Source organism: Methylomonas paludis (genome assembly GCF_018734325.1).
Lineage (GTDB): Bacteria > Pseudomonadota > Gammaproteobacteria > Methylococcales > Methylomonadaceae > Methylomonas > Methylomonas paludis.
On sequence record NZ_CP073754.1, the window covers coordinates 2,505,501 to 2,522,214 of the forward strand.

Below are 16,714 nucleotides of genomic sequence, written 5' to 3' on the forward strand. Positions count from 1 at the left end.
TCAAAAATGCTAGTAAATCATGCCAAACGAACTGCTACCTGTTGTTAACGAACAAGATGAGCTGATTGAGCTGCGCTGCCGCCAAGAAGTTCATCAATTACAACTCAGACACCGAGCTGTGCATATATTTATGTTTAATGAACAAGGACGGCTATTTCTGCAAAAACGTTCTATGTTCAAGGATTTGAATCCAGGTTTATGGGATACTTCTGCCGCGGGGCATGTGGACGGAACGGAAAGCTACGACACCTGCGCGCACCGGGAATTATGGGAAGAATTGGGTATCACTGCCTTGCTGTACAAGTTGTTTAAGTTGGATGCCTGTCCAGAACTGGGCATGGAATTTATTCAGGTTTATCGCTGTATGTATAACGGCCCGCTGAAACTCGAGCCCGCAGAAATTGATGAGGGAGCTTGGTATTCGCTCAAGGATATCAACACCATTGTCGATAAAAATGATCCACAGTTCACCGATACTTTTAAGATTATTTGGCGTAATTTTCGGCTGATAGGCAGCATGTAAATCTGCTGTTGGATTTTTCACTCAGAGGCTGTGTGCCGACCAATATGTAGGATATGCTATGTTGGAACTGAAAACCATCGCTTTATTCCTGCTAACGGCCATCGCAGAAATAGTAGGCTGCTACCTGCCTTATCTTTGGCTTAAGCAAGACAAAAGTATAGGCTTGCTGATTCCAGCGGCCTTAAGTCTGGCCTTGTTTGCCTGGTTGCTGTCCTTACATCCGACCGCAGCAGGCCGGGTTTATGCGGCTTACGGCGGTGTATACATCTTTGTGGCAATTATTTGGCTGTGGCTGGTGGACGGCATTAAGCCGACGCTCTGGGATTTACTCGGCACTGCTGTAGCCTTAACTGGTATGGCTATTATTATGTTTGCACCCAAGAATGGCTGATTTGAGTTGGTTTGCAGGCGGGTGAAGCACTGAATGTAAACGCAACTCAACATCTGTCAGCCATGATGCTGCTTCCATAGCCATCAAATCCAAGATATTCTGGCTTTGCCATCGCGATATTGAGCCATAACTATCGCTTTAAGCTCCCGTTCCACCTAAAATTAAGTTAGGATGCATGTCATCTGAAATGTGTTTTTCCTAATTTCGCTAGTACAGGATATTCCTCGCTCATGACCACCGCCCACAAATGGCAGTTTGCTGCCAGTTTTCGTTATCATGCTTTTGGCTGGAGGTCTGACAAGCCTTTGCTGCGTATCAAGGAAGCATTGGCAGAGATCAAGCTACTCGCCAAGCAACAGCCTGAACTGGCTGCAGCTGGAGCTGTGCTGTTTTTGGAGAAGATTTCACCGGCAATTGAACAGGTCGATAGCTCTTCTGGCGCTATCGGCAGTGCGGTGCAGCGGGCAATTGCCACTCTGGTGCCGATTATTTGTCAGGCTAAGGTGGAACCTGCTCAGCGTAATCGCTGGCTGGAGCGTTTATGGGAAGCGATACAGGTTGATCATGTGCCTTATATTGAGTCTTTGGGGGATTACTGGGGGGAGTTGTGTGTTACCCCGGAAGCGGCATCAGAATGGGCTGATGATTTTTTGCCTTTGCTGGAAGACAGCTGGGGACCGCAAACTGCAGGTCATGCCCATTTTTGCGGGACAGTAGCTTGTTTATCGGCATTATATGCGGCGGGGCGACATCTGGAGTTACTGGCTTTGCTGGAAACGGCACCGTTTCAATGGTGGACTTATCGCAGCTGGGGCGTTAAATCCTTGCTGGCGCTGGGCAGGAAAGCGCAGGCCATCCGTTACGCTGAGGCCGGCACTGAATTTAATGCTCCAGTTGTAGCCATTGCCCAAACCTGCGAAGCGATATTACTTTCATCAGGATTAGCTGAGGCAGCCTACCAACGCTATGCGCTGACGGCTAATCAAAACACCACGCATCTGGCCACATTCCGGGCTATCGTCAAAAAATATCCGCAACTGCAGCCGGCTGATATTTTACGCGATCTGATTGCCCGGCACCCTGGCAGCGAAGGAAAATGGTTTGCTGCTGCCAAAAGCGCCGGTCTGTTTGATCTGGCTACTGAACTGGCGCAGCAATCACCTACCGATCCGCGCACGCTGATTCGAGCCAGCCGTGATTTTGCCGAGCAACGCCCCGAGTTTGCCATTGCGGTCGGGCTAAGTGCGCTGAACTGGATAGCTCGCGGTTACGGTTATGAGATAGGCGCGACAGATGTACTGGATGCCTATGCGGCACTGGTCAAGGCGGCTCAGTACTCTGGACTGGACGAAGTCCAAATCAGGGTAAAAATCAGTGAATTATTGGCTAAACAGGCTAACAGTTTGATAGCGGGTACACTGCATCAGCAGTTGTCGGCTTGAGGAAGAAGATATGTGCCGGGAAATTGGCAGGAAATATAACTGGATTGGCGGAGCGGACGGGGCTCGAACCCGCGACCACCGACGTGACAGGCCGGTATTCTAACCAACTGAACTACCGCTCCGCAATGGTTAATCCGAGCATTTTACCTGATTTATGGAAAAACTCAAGTATAACGGCAAATTTTGTCTCTACCCCGGATTCCGGGTTACGGCAGGCATATTAAGCGGAATCTTTACCGACAGTTAATTTTGGATTTGGTAATGAAGTTATCCGCTACTCCGACTTGCCCTTTGTGTCTGGCCGAACACAGCGATTTTTTTTGGGCAGATCGACGCCGGGATTATTGGCAATGCGATGTTTGCCGGTTGGTGTTTGTGGCGGCGCATCAGCATCTGCAGGCCGCAGCAGAACGGGCAATTTATGATTTGCATGAGAATCATAGTGATGATCCGGGCTATCGGCGATTTTTAGCCCGGCTGGCGGAGCCGGTGGCGGCGCGAGTAAAGCCTTCGGCGCAGGGCCTGGATTACGGATGCGGGCCAGGACCGGTACTGGCGGAAATGTTGCGCCAGATGGGACATACCTTGGCTGAGTATGATCCGTTTTATGCTGATGATAGTGCTGTGCTTGAGCAGACTTATGACTTTGTTACCTGTAGCGAGGTGGTTGAACATTTTCGCCGGCCCGACCTGGAATTTCAGCGCTTGTTCGGTTTATTGAAACCAGGTGGAATATTGGGGGTAATGACCAAACTGGTTAAGGACGCGCAAGCATTCCAAACCTGGCATTATAAAAATGACCAAACCCATATCAGTTTCTTTTCGCCAGCCACATTACTGTGGCTGGCAAAACAAAATCAATGCCAATTAGAATTTATAGCGGCAGATGTGGTGATTTTTAAAGCGGCTGATAGCCGGGCTTAACCAGTCGCCAGCGCTATGTTTTCCAAATACTCATTTTTACGGGCTAGATATTCATCAATAAAAGCCTGCATGGGGCCATGATCGTATTCGCGTAAACCGCTCACAGCAAGTTTTTTAAAGCCGGTGCCGACCGTGTTGGTGCTATTGTCCTTAATCTGAAAATGCAGGTAGGCAGTAGCCCGTTTACCGTTGATTTCCACCTGCGGCTCCAGCATTTCTAACTGCGGCTCTTGAAAATCCAGATGATCAAACCTCAGTGTCATGCTTTCGTAGATGACCAGAGGCCGATCGATGTTGAGCATAACATTCTGTTTTTCCAGTAGCGGCACCAAAACATAGGGGAAATTTTGCCCGGAAAAGGCGACATAATCGCGAATCAACAGTTCAATTGTGACGGGATCATGGATAATCGGCCCGGAACGCTGGATTTGTAAATATGTCTTGCCCTGATTATCGGTAATATCGATATGTTCGGCATCGGTAGCCGGAAAGTCCAGCAAAACACTATCGCCAACCATACCGGAAAAGATAAAGTGCATGTGCTGGCTCAGGCCGTATTTTTGCAATACCAAAGAAAACAATAAATCACCGGGCACACAAAAGCGTTTGGCGTCTACATCATGTAAGGGGTTGAAGTCATGGGCCACTTCTTTGGCAAACATGCTGGCCTGCTCGGCGCTAATTTTGACATAGCCTTGCTCTGAATTAAAATATTCTTTTAAAAACATATCGTTATTATTATATTAGTAACGTGGCACTGAAGAATCGCACAGCACTGACCAGGCATCTATGCCGCCTTGTAAATTGCTTAACTGACTAAATCCTAATTGTTGTAAAAAATGACAAGCCTGCAAGCTACGGACACCATGATGACAAATCACCACGATTTCGGCGTTTTTATCCAGTTCGTCATAACGTTCGCTTATTTGCCCAAGCGGTATCAGTTGGCTGGCCGGAATATGAGCATAAGCATATTCATGTTTTTCGCGCACGTCCAACAAGACCGGGGCCGGCTCTGCTTTCAGGCGTTGTTGTAATTGTGGGGCAGTAATTTGGTTTATCGGCATATAAATCGTTCTAGTCTGGTTAAGGCTTCAGCCATTCTGGGGATTGAAGCAGTATAGGCAAAACGGATGTGCTTATCCGCACCATTGTAGCCGAAATCGGTACCGGGCGTGACAGCAACACCTTCTGCTTCCAATAAGTCTTTGGCAAACTGATAGCTGTTTTGACTAAATGTGCTGCAATCGGCATAAATATAAAATGCCCCTTCGGGCTTAGCGGTTATTTTAAAGCCTAATCTGAGCAAATTTTCATATAAATAATCGCGCCTGATTTTAAATTCGTCGCGGCGCCGCCTCAGTTCAGTCATATTTTCGGCGGAAAAACTCGCCAGAGCCGCATATTGGGCTTGGCTAGAGGTGGAGATAAAAATGTTTTGCGCCAACCTTTCCACGACTGCTACATGACTATCCGGGACAATCAGCCAACCAATACGCCAGCCGGTCATGCCAAAAAATTTGGAAAAACTGTTAATCACAAAGACCTGATCATGACTGGCCAGTGCCGTGGCCGGTGGCTCAGCATAATCGAGGCCATGATAAATTTCATCGGCATAAAAACACCCCCCCAGCGCTTGCACCTGATCAATGGCGGCCGCCAGAGCGGTGTTGCTGAGCAGGCTGCCGGTGGGATTGGCCGGCGACGCTATCAGGACGCCGCTGGTATTGGCCCGCCAGTTCTGGGCGATCAAACCGGCATCCAGTTGATAATTAGTGGCCGGGTCCACCGCAACTAACTGGGTTTCGGCGTTGAACAACTGGACAAAATTGGCATTGCAGGGATAACAGGGGTCGGCCATCATCACGGCCTGACCAGGATTTAAGCTGCTGCCAAAAGCCAGTAAAAATGCCCCTGACGCACCGGGGGTAATAAAAATCCGTCCGGCATCAACAGCTACACCATAATTCTGCCGATAATAAGCCGCAATGGCTGCGCGCAATTCCGGCAGGCCGGCGGCGGCTGTGTATTTGGCATCCCCTTGTTGCAAAAATTTGGCCGCGGCCGCTTGTACCAGCGGTGGTGTGGCAAAATCCGGTTCGCCGATTTCCATGTGAATCACATCCCTACCCTGAGCTTGCAACTGTTGTGCGCGTTGCAATAATTCCATGACAATAAACGGCTTGATATTGTGCATTCTTTGGGCTATATGCAGGTTCAAATCCACTCCACTGAATAATAATTTCGGAAATAATAACAAACTTCTTGCTTGAAGCCCGGCTATCTGTTAAAAATCACCGGTTTTTTATATCGACCAGGAGTCAATGGATGAATAGTTCCAAGTCAGAATTCATCTTCAAGCCTTATGTTGAAAAAGATGGTGAAGAGTACATGGGCGAAGCCCAATTGGAGCACTTTGCCGCCATCCTCAACAATTGGAAATCGGAGTTGATGCAGGAAGTCGATCGTACTGTACATCATATGCAGGACGAAGCCGCAAACTTCCCTGATCCTAATGATAGAGCAACTCAGGAATCCGAGTTTAGTCTGGAATTGCGTACCCGTGACCGGGAACGCCGACTGATTAAGAAAATTGAAGAATCGCTGAAAGACATTGAAACCGGTGATTACGGTTTTTGTGAAACCTGCGGCATAGAAATCGGTATCCGCCGTTTGGAAGCCAGACCCACTGCCACATTGTGTATAGACTGTAAAACTTTGGATGAAATCAGGGAAAAGCAATTGGGTTAAGCCTTCTGCTGACCTGGTTTGCCGAGATAAAACAGCGGCGCTTGCAGTCGGTAATGTTTTTCACAGTTAAACCAACTGCCGGGCCTCCGGCAGTTCTATACCCTCCCTGCGGCTTGCTGTTGCCCCCAGCTTTAGCCGTTTTAGCGCCAACACAGCCGTATCCTTGCCATGCCTGCCTATGATGACGGCTTGGCAGCAGTTGGCTACACTGGTCGTTTTGCTCCGTCCCCCACTGGCCCTTTACATCTAGGTTCGCTATATACTGCCCTGGCCAGTTATCTGGATGCCCGTTATCATCATGGCCGCTGGCTGCTGCGTATAGATGATCTGGATACGCCTCGCAACCAACCCGGTGCCTCCGCCAGAATCATGGAAAGTCTGTTGGCGTTCGGTTTGCAGTGGGATGGCGAAATTGCTTATCAAAGCCAACATCTGGCCGCTTATCAACAGGCCTTAAATTCTTTGCAGTATCAGGATAAACTTTATGCCTGCACCTGCAGCCGTAAGGACTTGGAGAGCTATCCCGGTGTTTATCCCGGTTTTTGCCGCACCAAACAATTGCCTATAAATACCCACTATGCTTTGCGTATTAAAAGCAGCCCCCAATCGCTGGGTTTTGTTGACTATCTGCAAGGACAAATTCGGGATAAACTGGACAGCGATCATGGGGATTTTATTATCAGACGCAAGGATGGCATTATTGCTTATCAACTGGCTGTGGTAATTGATGATGAATTGCAGCAGGTGACGCATGTGGTGCGCGGCTATGATTTACTGGATTCCACCGTCAAACAGATTTTTTTACAGCATCAATTGGGATATGCTACGCCGCAATATAGGCATGTGCCGGTACTGGTGGATCGGCACGGCCAGAAACTCAGCAAGCAGACCCTGGCTCAGCCGGTGGAGCATAAATCGCCTGGCCGGGTTTTATGGCGATTATTGGGCTTGCTGAATCAGGCTCCGCCAGCAAACTTGCAGGGAGCGGATGTTGATCAGATTCTGGCCTGGGCTGTAGCGCATTGGCAGCCGTTGCGGCTGAAAACGATTAGCAGCGTATTACCGAACTAGGGTACGGGCATAGACACTACCGACCATTAAATATTTATTTGGCAACGATTCAAGCTGGCTTCGTGCAACAACCCGAAAGCCAGGCGGTGAATAATTGCTTTATTAGTTTATAGCATAACAACAGGGACTAATCATGTCAGATGAACGCATATATCCGGTCAAGCCAGAAATTGCCGCATCAGCGCATTTCAACACCGAGGGCTATCGGCAATTATATGAACAATCCATTAATGAACCGGAAATCTTCTGGGCTGAGCAAGCCGGTGCTTTTCTGGATTGGCAACACCCCTGGCAGGAAGTATTGAGTTACGACTATCCCAAGGGTGAAATTGCCTGGTTTAAGGGCGGACAACTGAATGTTAGTGCCAATTGTCTGGACCGGCATTTGTCGCTACGCGGTGACCAGATTGCCATTATCTGGGAAGGTGATGATCCTGATCAGCAACAGCAGTTGACTTACCGGGAGCTGTATCATCAGGTATGCAAATTTGCCAATGTGCTTAAAGCCCAAGGTGTGCAAAAAGGTGACCGGGTGTGTATTTATCTGCCGATGATAACGGAAGCGGCGGTGGTGATTCTGGCTTGCGCCCGGATTGGCGCGGTGCATTCCATTGTGTTTGGCGGTTTTTCTGCCGATGCTTTACGCGACAGAATTCTGGATGCCGACTGCCGGGTTCTGATATGCGCTGATGAAAGCTACCGGGGCGGCAAGATTGTTCACTCTAAACTCAATGCCGACAAAGCCGCCGCACAATGTCCTAATCTGCAAACCCTGATTGTGATTGAACATACTGGACATGAGATACCCTGGCAGGCTGGGCGGGACATTTCCTATCGGCAGGCTATGCAGGCAGCCGCTGCCGAATGCCCTGCCGAGGTCATGGATGCCGAAGACCCGCTGTTTATTCTGTATACCTCCGGCTCTACCGGCAAACCCAAAGGCGTGTTGCACACTACCGGCGGCTATTTGCTGTATGCAGCTATGACTCATAAATATGTGTTTGATTATCAGGAAGGCGACATTTATTGGTGCACCGCCGATATAGGCTGGATTACTGGCCATTCCTATGTGTTATACGGGCCTTTGTGCAACGGCGCTACCAGTTTGATGTTTGAAGGCGTACCTACTTACCCAAGTCCGGATCGGTTCTGGCAGGTTATAGACAAACATCAGGTAAGCATTTTTTACACGGCCCCAACCGCTATCCGCGCACTGATGGCACATGGTGAAGCTCATGTCGGCCACACCAGCCGGCAAAGCCTGCGCATTCTGGGCAGTGTGGGCGAACCCATCAATCCGGAAGCCTGGGAATGGTATTATCAGGTCGTAGGCAACAGCCGTTGCCCGATTGTGGATACTTGGTGGCAAACTGAGACCGGCGGCATTTTGATTACGCCTTTACCTGGTGCCACTGACTTGAAGCCCGGCTCCGCTACCCTGCCGTTTTTTGGCGTGCAACCGGCTTTGCTGGATCATGACGGCCAGATTCTGGAGGGGCCAGGCGAAGGCATATTGGTGTTAAGCCATCCCTGGCCCGGTCAGGCCCGCACTATTTACGGCGATCATGCCCGCTTTGTCGATACTTATTTTGGCAAATACCCCGGCTACTATCTGGCCGGTGACGGCGCGCGGCGTGATGCGGACGGCTATTACTGGATTACCGGCCGGATTGACGATGTGTTGAATGTATCCGGGCACAGACTGGGTACCGCTGAAATCGAAAGTGCGCTGGTGCTGCATAAAGACGTAGCCGAAGCCGCAGTAGTGGGTTTCCCACATCCGATTAAAGGTCAGGGTATTTATGCTTATGTGACACTAAATGTAGGCGTGACCGGGACTGATGCGCTGAAAAAGGAACTGGCGGTTCTGGTTAAAGAAGAAATCAGTGCGATTGCTCTGCCTGATATTATGCAGTGGGCAGCCGGTTTGCCGAAAACCCGTTCCGGAAAAATCATGCGCCGCATCCTGCGCAAAATTGCCGCCAACGACTTTGACAATCTTGGCGATATCTCCACCCTGGCCGATCCGGCAGTGGTGGAGGATTTAATCGCGCATCGCCTGCATTTGTAACAGTAGGTGCGGGTCAAACTGGCTTACCTGGGTGTGGTGATGGTCTGGACCACCACCCCCTTATGCATCAAGTGGAGCAGCGAAGGCATCAGTTTCATCCTGGGGGTAACGGCACGCATGTCGGTTGGTGCGCTGTGTCTGCTGCTGATTATGTTGCTCAGTCGTCAGCGCCTGGCAATGCACAAGGCGGCCATCCATACCTATATTGCCGCCAGTGTGCAGATTTATCTGAGTATGACGATTACTTACTGGGCGGCACAATTTATTCCTTCCGGCTGGACTTCGGTGATTTTTGGCCTGAGTCCGTTCATGACTGCTTTCTTGGCCGCCGCTCTGCTGAAAGAAAGCAGTTTGGGCTGGGCCAGGGTGTTTGCCTATCTGTTGGGCGTGGCTGGACTGGCGGTGATGTTTGTCTCGGCCATAGAATTAAACCGTCTGGCCCTGATCGGCATGGTTGCCATGCTGGGTTCCACATTTATTCATGCCGTCAGTGCGGTCTGGGTAAAACGCATAGCCGCCGGCTTGCCGGCCATACAGCAAATCAGTGGCGGTCTGCTGTTTTCGCTGCCACTGTATTATCTGACTTGGTTTATCCTGGATCAGGGCCAATTACCAAGCAGCATTCCCGATAAAACCCTGTATGCCATACTTTATCTAGGCGGAATTGCCACTACGCTAGGTTTTGCCCTGTATTATTTTTTGTTGACCCATCTGGCCGCCACTAAGGTGGCGATGATTAATATGGTCACGCCGGTTCTGTCTTTGCTGCTGGGCTTTGGGGTCAATCATGAGCCGCTGACTGTAAAAATAGCCATCGGTACGGCTTTGATTTTATCTGCCCTACTGATTCAGCAACTGGCGGGACGGCGCTGGCAGTTTGGGCGTGGTAATAGACAATAGCTGACATTATGCTGGTTAAACGGACTCCGTTCAGTTTGCCGATTTATTTGCAAAAATAATTGCGTTCTATTTTTGTAATTACTCAGCGTAAATTTTGCTGATCTTTTTTTAACAACTGCTTAGCTTCGAATGATGCGCTACACTGCGTTTAGCACATCCCACAACTACCTGTTTTTTAACGAAATAATTAGACAATCAATAGCCGGCAATTTTTTATTCCTTAAATTAAACCTGACCTCATTTCATGCCGAAACACCCCATCAGCGAAAATCTGCCGGCTGAACTGCTGCTGGAGCACATGCCGGTGTCGGCTTTTGTATTGGATGCTCGGCATCAGGTGGTTATCTGGAATCAGGCCTGCGCTGAGCTGACCGGGCTGACTGCCGAACAAATGCTGGGCAGCACTGAGCACTGGCGTGGGTTTTATACCGAGCGGCGCCCGTGTCTGGCGGATTTGCTGCTGGACAGCAGTCTGGGCGATTTGGAAAGTCTGTATGAACAGGCCAGCCATTCCAGCGCCGTTTCCCATACCGAAAACTGGTGTCTGCTGCCGGATGGCCGCCGCTTGTATCTGGTCATAGATGCCGGGCTGATTTGTAATGCCGATGGCGCAGTGGTGGCGGTGGTGGAAACCCAGCGCGATCGTACTGAACAGCGTTTAATGATGCAGGCGCTCGGTGAAAGCGAATTACGCATGTCTTCGATCCTGGCTTCGGCACTGGATGCGATTATTACCATAGATCAGCAGCACCATATCACTTTGTTCAATGACGCGGCTGCCCGCATATTCCAGTGTATCAGCGAATTTGCCATTGGTCAGCCCATTGAGCGCTTTATCCTGCCGCAATGTTTGAACCTGTTTCAGCGCTTTATCAATTTTGATCAGCCGCTCAGCTCGGCGCAGACCTGGGTGCCTGAGGGTTTAAGTGCGCGCCGTGCTAATGGCGAGAGCTTTCCGATTGAAGCTACTTTTTCGCCGCTGGAGGTCAATGAACAAAAGTTGTACACCATTATTTTGCGCGATGTGAATGACCGGCGTATTGCCGCCGAGAAACTGGACCGGCTGCAACTGGAAAAAGGTTATTTGCAGGAAATCATTAATGATGAACATAACCCGCAAGATTTTGTCAGCGCTTCCGTATTGATGCGCGAGGTAATGGCGCAAGTACGCATGGTGGCCGGCACCGATACTCCGGTGTTGTTACTGGGAGAAACCGGTACCGGCAAGGAGCTGCTGGCCCGAGCCATACATGAATACAGCCCGCGCAGCAGTGCGATTATGGTGAAAATTAATTGTGCGGCATTACCGGCTGATTTAATTGAAAGTGAGTTGTTCGGTCACGAAAAAGGTGCGTTTACCGGGGCCGTTCAGCAGCGTAAGGGCCGCTTTGAACTGGCTGACGGCGGCACATTGTTTATGGACGAGCTGGGTGAATTATCACTTTCTGCTCAGGCCAAACTGTTACGGGTGTTACAGGAACAGGAGTTTGAACGCCTGGGCGGCAGTGAAACTTTGCACGTCAATGTCAGACTGATAGCCGCCACCAATCGCGATTTGGCTACCGAAGTAAGCGCCGGCCGGTTTCGCGCCGATCTGTTCTATCGCCTGAATGTGTTTCCACTGCAAATTCCGGCCTTGCGGCAACGTTCGGCTGATATTCCCTTATTGGCACGATTTTTTTTGCATAAATATGCTAAAAAACTGGCCAAACGCTTTACTGATATCAGTCCGGCCAGCCTGGAGAATCTGCATAACTATGCTTGGCCAGGTAATGTCCGAGAATTGCAAAATGTGATTGAACGCGCCGTTATTCTGTCACCGGGGCCGTTACTGGAGATTGCCTTGCTCAATCCCGTGGTAACCGAACCCACAGCCGTAACCAAAGCATTGCCGACCCTGGCTGAACTGGAGCGCGAACACATTTTGCGAACATTGCGGGCCACACACTGGCAGATATCCGGCCCCAAAGGGGCGGCGGCCATTCTGGACCTGAATCCCAATACCTTACGTTCGCGTATGGTCAAATTAGGGATCAGCAAAACTTAACGCCATAATTTTCACGACATTTCGTAATGTCACGATATTTAGTACGCACTTGACCCGCCTCTAAGACCCACCTCCCCTCAAACCAAATATAAGTCTTTATTATTAAAGGACTATTATCAAACCTGATTTTCGGCATGGTGTTTGCAATGACTAGTCTGAAAAGCACATTTCCGGCAAAAAATTTCAGCAATTAAACCTCAACACACTGCTGAATTAATTGCCGGAGCAAATTGATGTGCGGAGCATTTTATCTGTAGTGGAGATTAATGATCATGAGTTCTGCCAAATTTCCCAGAAACGCCTGGGCTTCGCTGACTCACGACAGCCTGGATACCGCCCAACTGGACCCAGACCGGCTCGGCAGCCTGGAATTTGTATTAATCAATATCGGCCTGCTCAGCGGCAATATTCTGGTGCTGTTCAATACCGGAGCATTTGCTTCGGTAAGTCTGCATGCCAGCGGTGAGTTAGGTGTCAGTCCCAGTCACGCCACCTGGATGCAGACTTATTATTTTATCAGCCTGGCGCTGGCTTTACCGGTTAGCACCTGGGCTGCCGCTGCCGTCGGCGAACTGCGTTTATATCTGCTGGCAATGTCGGTTTTACTGCTGGCATCCTGTCTCTGCGCTGCCACGACTGACTTGAACGGGTTTTTAATCGGCCGCAGCCTGCAAGGTTTCTCCGGCGGCCTGACAATACCGCTTTCGCAAACCTTATTGATGCGGGAGTATCCACAAAAATCGCGCGGCTTTGCAGTAGCATTGTGGAGTATTGCGGCTTTAAGCCCTTTTACCCTGGGGCCGGCAGCAGGGGGCTGGGTAGCGGATCAGTTGGGCTGGCGCTGGCTGTTTTATCTGAATATTCCGCTGGCACTGCTCAGTATAACCCTGGCCTGGGCCTTATTGCCGAAGCATCCAGCGCCACGTACTAATACCCGTCTCGATACTTTAGGCTTGGTGCTGCTGGGTCTCAGCCTGTTTTGCGGACAAACTGTACTGAACAGCGGCCAGGATGCTGACTGGTTCAATTCACCGGCTCTAATGACCACCGCAGGCTTAGGGATGCTGGTACTGGTGACTTTTATAATCTGGGAACTGGCCGAAACCCGCCCGTTGATAGATTTACGTCTGCTGGCCAGACGCAATTTTGTGATCGGCAGCCTGGGACTGAGCCTGAGCTTTATGTTGATGTACGGTTTACTGGCTTTATTGCTGGTGCGCCTGCAGTCGGTAGCCGGTTATACCTCGTTTCTAGCCGGCAGCGTACTATTACCGTTGGTGTTTTTAGCCAAACCACTGGCCAGCGTGATGCATCATCTGGTGCAACGTTTTGATACCCGACTGCTGGCCAGTATCAATCTGCTGCTGTTTGCCTGGTATTGCGCCTGGTCCAGTCAATTCGATTTTTTCAGCCGACTGAGCTGGTTTACTCAACCCTTATGGTCACAGGTGCTGGAAGGTTTTTGTCTGGGCGGGTTGTTTGTGCCGTTGACCACACTGTTTTTATCGGGATTGACACCCAGACGCCAGATCCAGGCCGTAGAACTGGGTGGTATGTTGCGGGTGCTGGGCGGCAGCGTGGCCTCGCCTTTATTCGGATTGCTCTGGGAAAGACGCACCGCGTTTCATCAGCACCGCTTACTGGAAAGTCTTGGCAATCAGCATGGCATCGTCAGTACCACACTCAGCCATTTGCAATATGCCGGTTTCTCTGCACCCGCCGCACAGGCCAAACTGACGGCTATCAGCAACCAACATGCCGGCATTCTGGCCCTTAATGATTGCTTCCGGCTCACGGCCTGGTTGTTTGTGGCGTTAGCCGCCTTGGTGTGGCTGGCACATCCACACCAACCCAAGCTGGACAAAACTACCAGACAAACCGTTAGAGAAACAGCGTTGGAAGAATTGATGGAGGAGCCATAATCATGTCTATAGCGAAAATGTTGCTGTACAGCATCGCCATATCGGGACTAAGCGCTTGCGCGACACTACCGCAACCGGTTAAGCCACCGGAATTTCAGAGTGTGAACGGCTTGGATCAGACTCTGGACGCTACGCCACCAAGCACGGCCATTATGACGAAATGGCCACAGGCGAACTGGTGGCAAGCGCTACATAATACGCAATTGCAGGATTTGATTGAAACCGGGTTGCGCGATTCGCCTAATCTACAGGCGGCAACGGCACGGGTTGCCCAAGCGGAGGCAGCGGCGGATTTTCAGGCTGCCGAATTGCTGCCCACTTTAAGCGCCAATATTGAATTGCATAACCGGCGTTATTCCGGAACCGATTTCTACGGCCCCAATGGCGGTAAAACCTTCCACGGCGCCTATATCGATCCGGCGGTATTTAAATATCATCTGGATTTGTGGGGCAAAGATCGCGCTGCCCTGGAAGCTGCACTGGGCAAGGAACGGGCTCAGGGGGCGGAATTAGCCATGACCAGACTGATGCTGAGCACCGCTATCACCCGCGAATATATCCGCCTATGCGCAGTTACCGAGGATATGGAGTTGAGCCGGAGTTTACGCGAAACAGCCGCACGCCAAGTGCAACTTGATCAGTTACGCTGGCAGGAAGGCTTAAGCAGCCGTGAACATTTATACCCAAGTGAACAAGTATTGGCTGCCGCCCAACAGCGTGAAACCGATGCCGCACATCACAGCCAAATTTTGCGCAACCGTCTGGCGGCACTGGCAGGCCGACAACCGGACTGGGGCGCACAAATCCAGATTGCGCCATTAACCATATTGACTTATTTGCCGCCACCACAGTCGCTTAGCCTGGGCTTGCTGGCACATAGGCCGGATGTGGCCGCCAGTTTGTGGCGGGCCAAAGCAGCAGCGCAAATGATCAAAATAGCCGAAACTAATTTTTATCCTGATGTGAATCTGGTGGGTTTTGCCGGTTTGCGCAGTTTAAATTTTAAAGATTTGTTTTTGTCGAACGGCACCAGTCTGGCCTACGGCATAGGCCCTACTCTGAGCTTGCCCTTATTTGAAGGCGGGCGCCTGGAAGCTGAGTTAAGCAATCAGCAGGCCGGTTACCGCACCGCCGTGGCAAGCTATAATCAGACTTTGCTGGAGGCCGTGCAACAAGTGGCTGACAGCCTGGCCGGATGGCGACAGACTGCAGCCGATATAAACGCCCAAACACAGGCTGTAGCCGCTGCTCAGGCTGCTGCCGGACTGGCGGCGAGCCGTTACCGGGCCGGCCTAAGCAATCTGGATGCCGAACTGGAAGCAACTGCGGCCCTGCTCCGCCAACAACTCACCGCCAGCGCCCTGCTCAGTGCGCATCAGCAGGCGAGTATTGCCCTGATTGCTGCATTGGGCGGCGGTTATCAAGCGGAAAATATCACTATGTCAGAACCAGACAACCATGAATAATCACGCGCATCCACAAACCAGCACCAAAAAACCGCATCCGCATTCAGGATTCCAGCAACGCCGTCAGCAGCGTCGGCAGCGGTTATGGATATTAACCGGCATTTCATTGCTGGCCGGCAGCCTATATTTGTTTTACACAATGCAATATGCCGGCCAAACCGTGATGACTAATGATGCTTATATCTCCGGCAATTTAATTCCGTTAAAAGCCCAAACCGGCGGTACTGTGATTGAAGTGGGTGTCGATGATACTCAATATGTGCAACAAGGTCAGGTGTTGGTACGACTGGACGGTTTACAGGCTGAAGTAGCATTGGCTCAAGCCAGCGCTAATCTGGCCGATAGCGTGCGTCAGATTGAAGTGCTGTTCAAACAAACCGAGATGCTGCACCAGAAAGCGGCGGCCAAAGATCTGTTGTTACAACGCAGCAGACTGGATTTGGCCCGATATCGGCGAGTCGTTGCCGAAGGTGGGGTTTCCGCACAACAGATTGAGGACAGCGAATTTCTGGTGCGCGAACAGGAAGCCGAACTAAAACAGATTCAGGCCGAATTAGGCAGCTCTGAGGCCCTGGTAGCCCATACCGATGCGGCAGACAACCCCAAAGTATTGCAGGCCGTGGCAGCCTTTAAACAGGCCTATCTGGACTGGTACCGGCAACAAATAGTAGCACCGGTATCCGGATATGTAGCCAAGCGCAGCATCCAAGCAGGCGAACAGGTACGCCCGGAAACAGCTTTGCTGAGCATTGTGCCCTTGGATTATTTATGGGTGGAAGCCAATTTTCTGGAGGATGAATTACATCAGGTACAACCCGGCCAGCCGGTTGCAGTGAGTGTGGACTTATACGGCAGCACTGTGGTTTATCATGGCGAGGTGCAGGGTCTGGCTGCCGGTACCGGCAGTGTGTTTGGGCTGTTGCCGCCCAATAACGCCACCGGGAATTACATTCACATAGTCGAGCGGGTGCCGGTGCGTATCAGTTTACCTGCAGCAGAACTAGCGGCGCATCCGTTGCGGCCAGGCTTGTCGGCTAAGGTCAGCATAGACACCAGCCGGCCAGGCCATCCGGTATTGCAACCACTGACCACAGTTCCGGAAACCGGTTATAAAACTGATGTTTATAGCCGGCAACTGGCCGGAGTGGATGAGCTGGTTAAACAGATTATTGCCGAGAATCGTTATGGCAAATGAGGTTGACTGAT

At 50.8% G+C, this 16,714-nt stretch carries 15 protein-coding genes and 1 tRNA gene; 12 read left to right on the plus strand and 4 right to left on the minus strand.

All coding sequences use genetic code 11. The annotated features are described in order from the left end of the window. Window positions 1-19: 19 nt before the first annotated feature. The 3 genes from KEF85_RS11275 (at window position 20) to KEF85_RS11285 (ending at window position 2,356) form a co-directional block, all read left to right on the plus strand. The gene (locus KEF85_RS11275) at window positions 20-523 is read left to right on the plus strand and encodes an NUDIX hydrolase (RefSeq protein ID WP_215580603.1); all 504 of its coding nucleotides are present in this window, start codon (window positions 20-22) and stop codon (window positions 521-523) included. Between the two features lie 58 nt (window positions 524-581). Next, window positions 582-914 carry a YnfA family protein gene (locus KEF85_RS11280; protein WP_215580604.1) on the plus strand — a complete coding sequence of 111 codons (333 nt, stop codon included), beginning with the start codon at window positions 582-584 and terminating at the stop codon, window positions 912-914. 230 nt (window positions 915-1,144) lie between these two features. Next, a complete protein-coding gene (locus tag KEF85_RS11285) occupies window positions 1,145-2,356 on the plus strand; it encodes a hypothetical protein (protein WP_215580606.1) in 1,212 nt (403 codons plus the stop codon). Between the two features lie 45 nt (window positions 2,357-2,401). Here KEF85_RS11285 and KEF85_RS11290 read toward each other — a convergent pair. Continuing rightward, window positions 2,402-2,478, minus strand: a tRNA-Asp gene (locus tag KEF85_RS11290). A 139-nt stretch (window positions 2,479-2,617) separates the two neighbouring features. Between KEF85_RS11290 and KEF85_RS11295 the strand changes: the two genes are divergently transcribed. Next, complete coding sequence (locus KEF85_RS11295; RefSeq protein WP_215580608.1) at window positions 2,618-3,280, plus strand: class I SAM-dependent methyltransferase; 663 nt, start codon at window positions 2,618-2,620, stop codon at window positions 3,278-3,280. On the opposite strand, the gene KEF85_RS11300 is transcribed toward KEF85_RS11295, so the two are convergent. Genes KEF85_RS11300 through KEF85_RS11310 form a run of 3 tightly spaced genes read right to left on the minus strand, consistent with a single transcriptional unit; the run spans window position 3,277 to window position 5,507 of the window. Continuing rightward, a complete protein-coding gene (locus KEF85_RS11300) occupies window positions 3,277-4,008 on the minus strand; it encodes a DUF3581 domain-containing protein (protein ID WP_215580610.1) in 732 nt (243 codons plus the stop codon). The genes KEF85_RS11295 and KEF85_RS11300 overlap by 4 nt on opposite strands. Before the next feature lie 15 nt (window positions 4,009-4,023). Beyond that, on the minus strand, window positions 4,024-4,347 hold the full coding sequence (locus KEF85_RS11305) for a rhodanese-like domain-containing protein (protein ID WP_215580612.1): 324 nt from the start codon (window positions 4,345-4,347) through the stop codon (window positions 4,024-4,026). Next, entirely contained in the window at window positions 4,338-5,507 is a 1,170-nt protein-coding gene (locus KEF85_RS11310) for an aminotransferase class I/II-fold pyridoxal phosphate-dependent enzyme (protein ID WP_343222198.1), read from the minus strand. The genes KEF85_RS11305 and KEF85_RS11310 overlap by 10 nt, the downstream gene beginning before the upstream one ends. A 101-nt stretch (window positions 5,508-5,608) precedes the next feature. Here KEF85_RS11310 and dksA point away from each other — a divergent pair, with 101 nt between their 5' ends. From dksA to KEF85_RS11350, 8 genes are all read left to right on the plus strand, one after another. Beyond that, window positions 5,609-6,031, plus strand: coding sequence for an RNA polymerase-binding protein DksA (gene dksA / locus KEF85_RS11315; RefSeq protein WP_215580621.1), 423 nt, complete (start codon window positions 5,609-5,611; stop codon window positions 6,029-6,031). A 168-nt stretch (window positions 6,032-6,199) separates the two neighbouring features. Continuing rightward, on the plus strand, window positions 6,200-7,102 hold the full coding sequence (gluQRS, locus tag KEF85_RS11320) for a tRNA glutamyl-Q(34) synthetase GluQRS (RefSeq protein ID WP_215580627.1): 903 nt from the start codon (window positions 6,200-6,202) through the stop codon (window positions 7,100-7,102). A 133-nt stretch (window positions 7,103-7,235) separates the two neighbouring features. Next, window positions 7,236-9,173 carry an acetate--CoA ligase gene (gene acs, locus KEF85_RS11325; protein ID WP_215580629.1) on the plus strand — a complete coding sequence of 646 codons (1,938 nt, stop codon included), beginning with the start codon at window positions 7,236-7,238 and terminating at the stop codon, window positions 9,171-9,173. A gap of 6 nt (window positions 9,174-9,179) precedes the next feature. Continuing rightward, on the plus strand, window positions 9,180-10,073 hold the full coding sequence (locus KEF85_RS11330) for a DMT family transporter (RefSeq protein ID WP_215580631.1): 894 nt from the start codon (window positions 9,180-9,182) through the stop codon (window positions 10,071-10,073). A 244-nt stretch (window positions 10,074-10,317) separates the two neighbouring features. Continuing rightward, window positions 10,318-12,120: a sigma 54-interacting transcriptional regulator gene (locus tag KEF85_RS11335; protein ID WP_215580633.1), complete on the plus strand. Its 1,803-nt coding sequence runs from the start codon at window positions 10,318-10,320 to the stop codon at window positions 12,118-12,120. 272 nt (window positions 12,121-12,392) lie between these two features. Beyond that, window positions 12,393-14,042: a DHA2 family efflux MFS transporter permease subunit gene (locus KEF85_RS11340; protein ID WP_246534894.1), complete on the plus strand. Its 1,650-nt coding sequence runs from the start codon at window positions 12,393-12,395 to the stop codon at window positions 14,040-14,042. Window positions 14,043-14,044: 2 nt separating this feature from the next. Further along, window positions 14,045-15,508 (plus strand): efflux transporter outer membrane subunit, encoded by a 1,464-nt coding sequence (locus KEF85_RS11345; RefSeq protein ID WP_215580638.1) that lies wholly within the window; start codon window positions 14,045-14,047, stop codon window positions 15,506-15,508. Further along, window positions 15,501-16,703 carry an HlyD/EmrA/EmrK family protein gene (locus tag KEF85_RS11350; RefSeq protein ID WP_215580640.1) on the plus strand — a complete coding sequence of 401 codons (1,203 nt, stop codon included), beginning with the start codon at window positions 15,501-15,503 and terminating at the stop codon, window positions 16,701-16,703. The genes KEF85_RS11345 and KEF85_RS11350 overlap by 8 nt, the downstream gene beginning before the upstream one ends. Window positions 16,704-16,714: the final 11 nt, after the last annotated feature.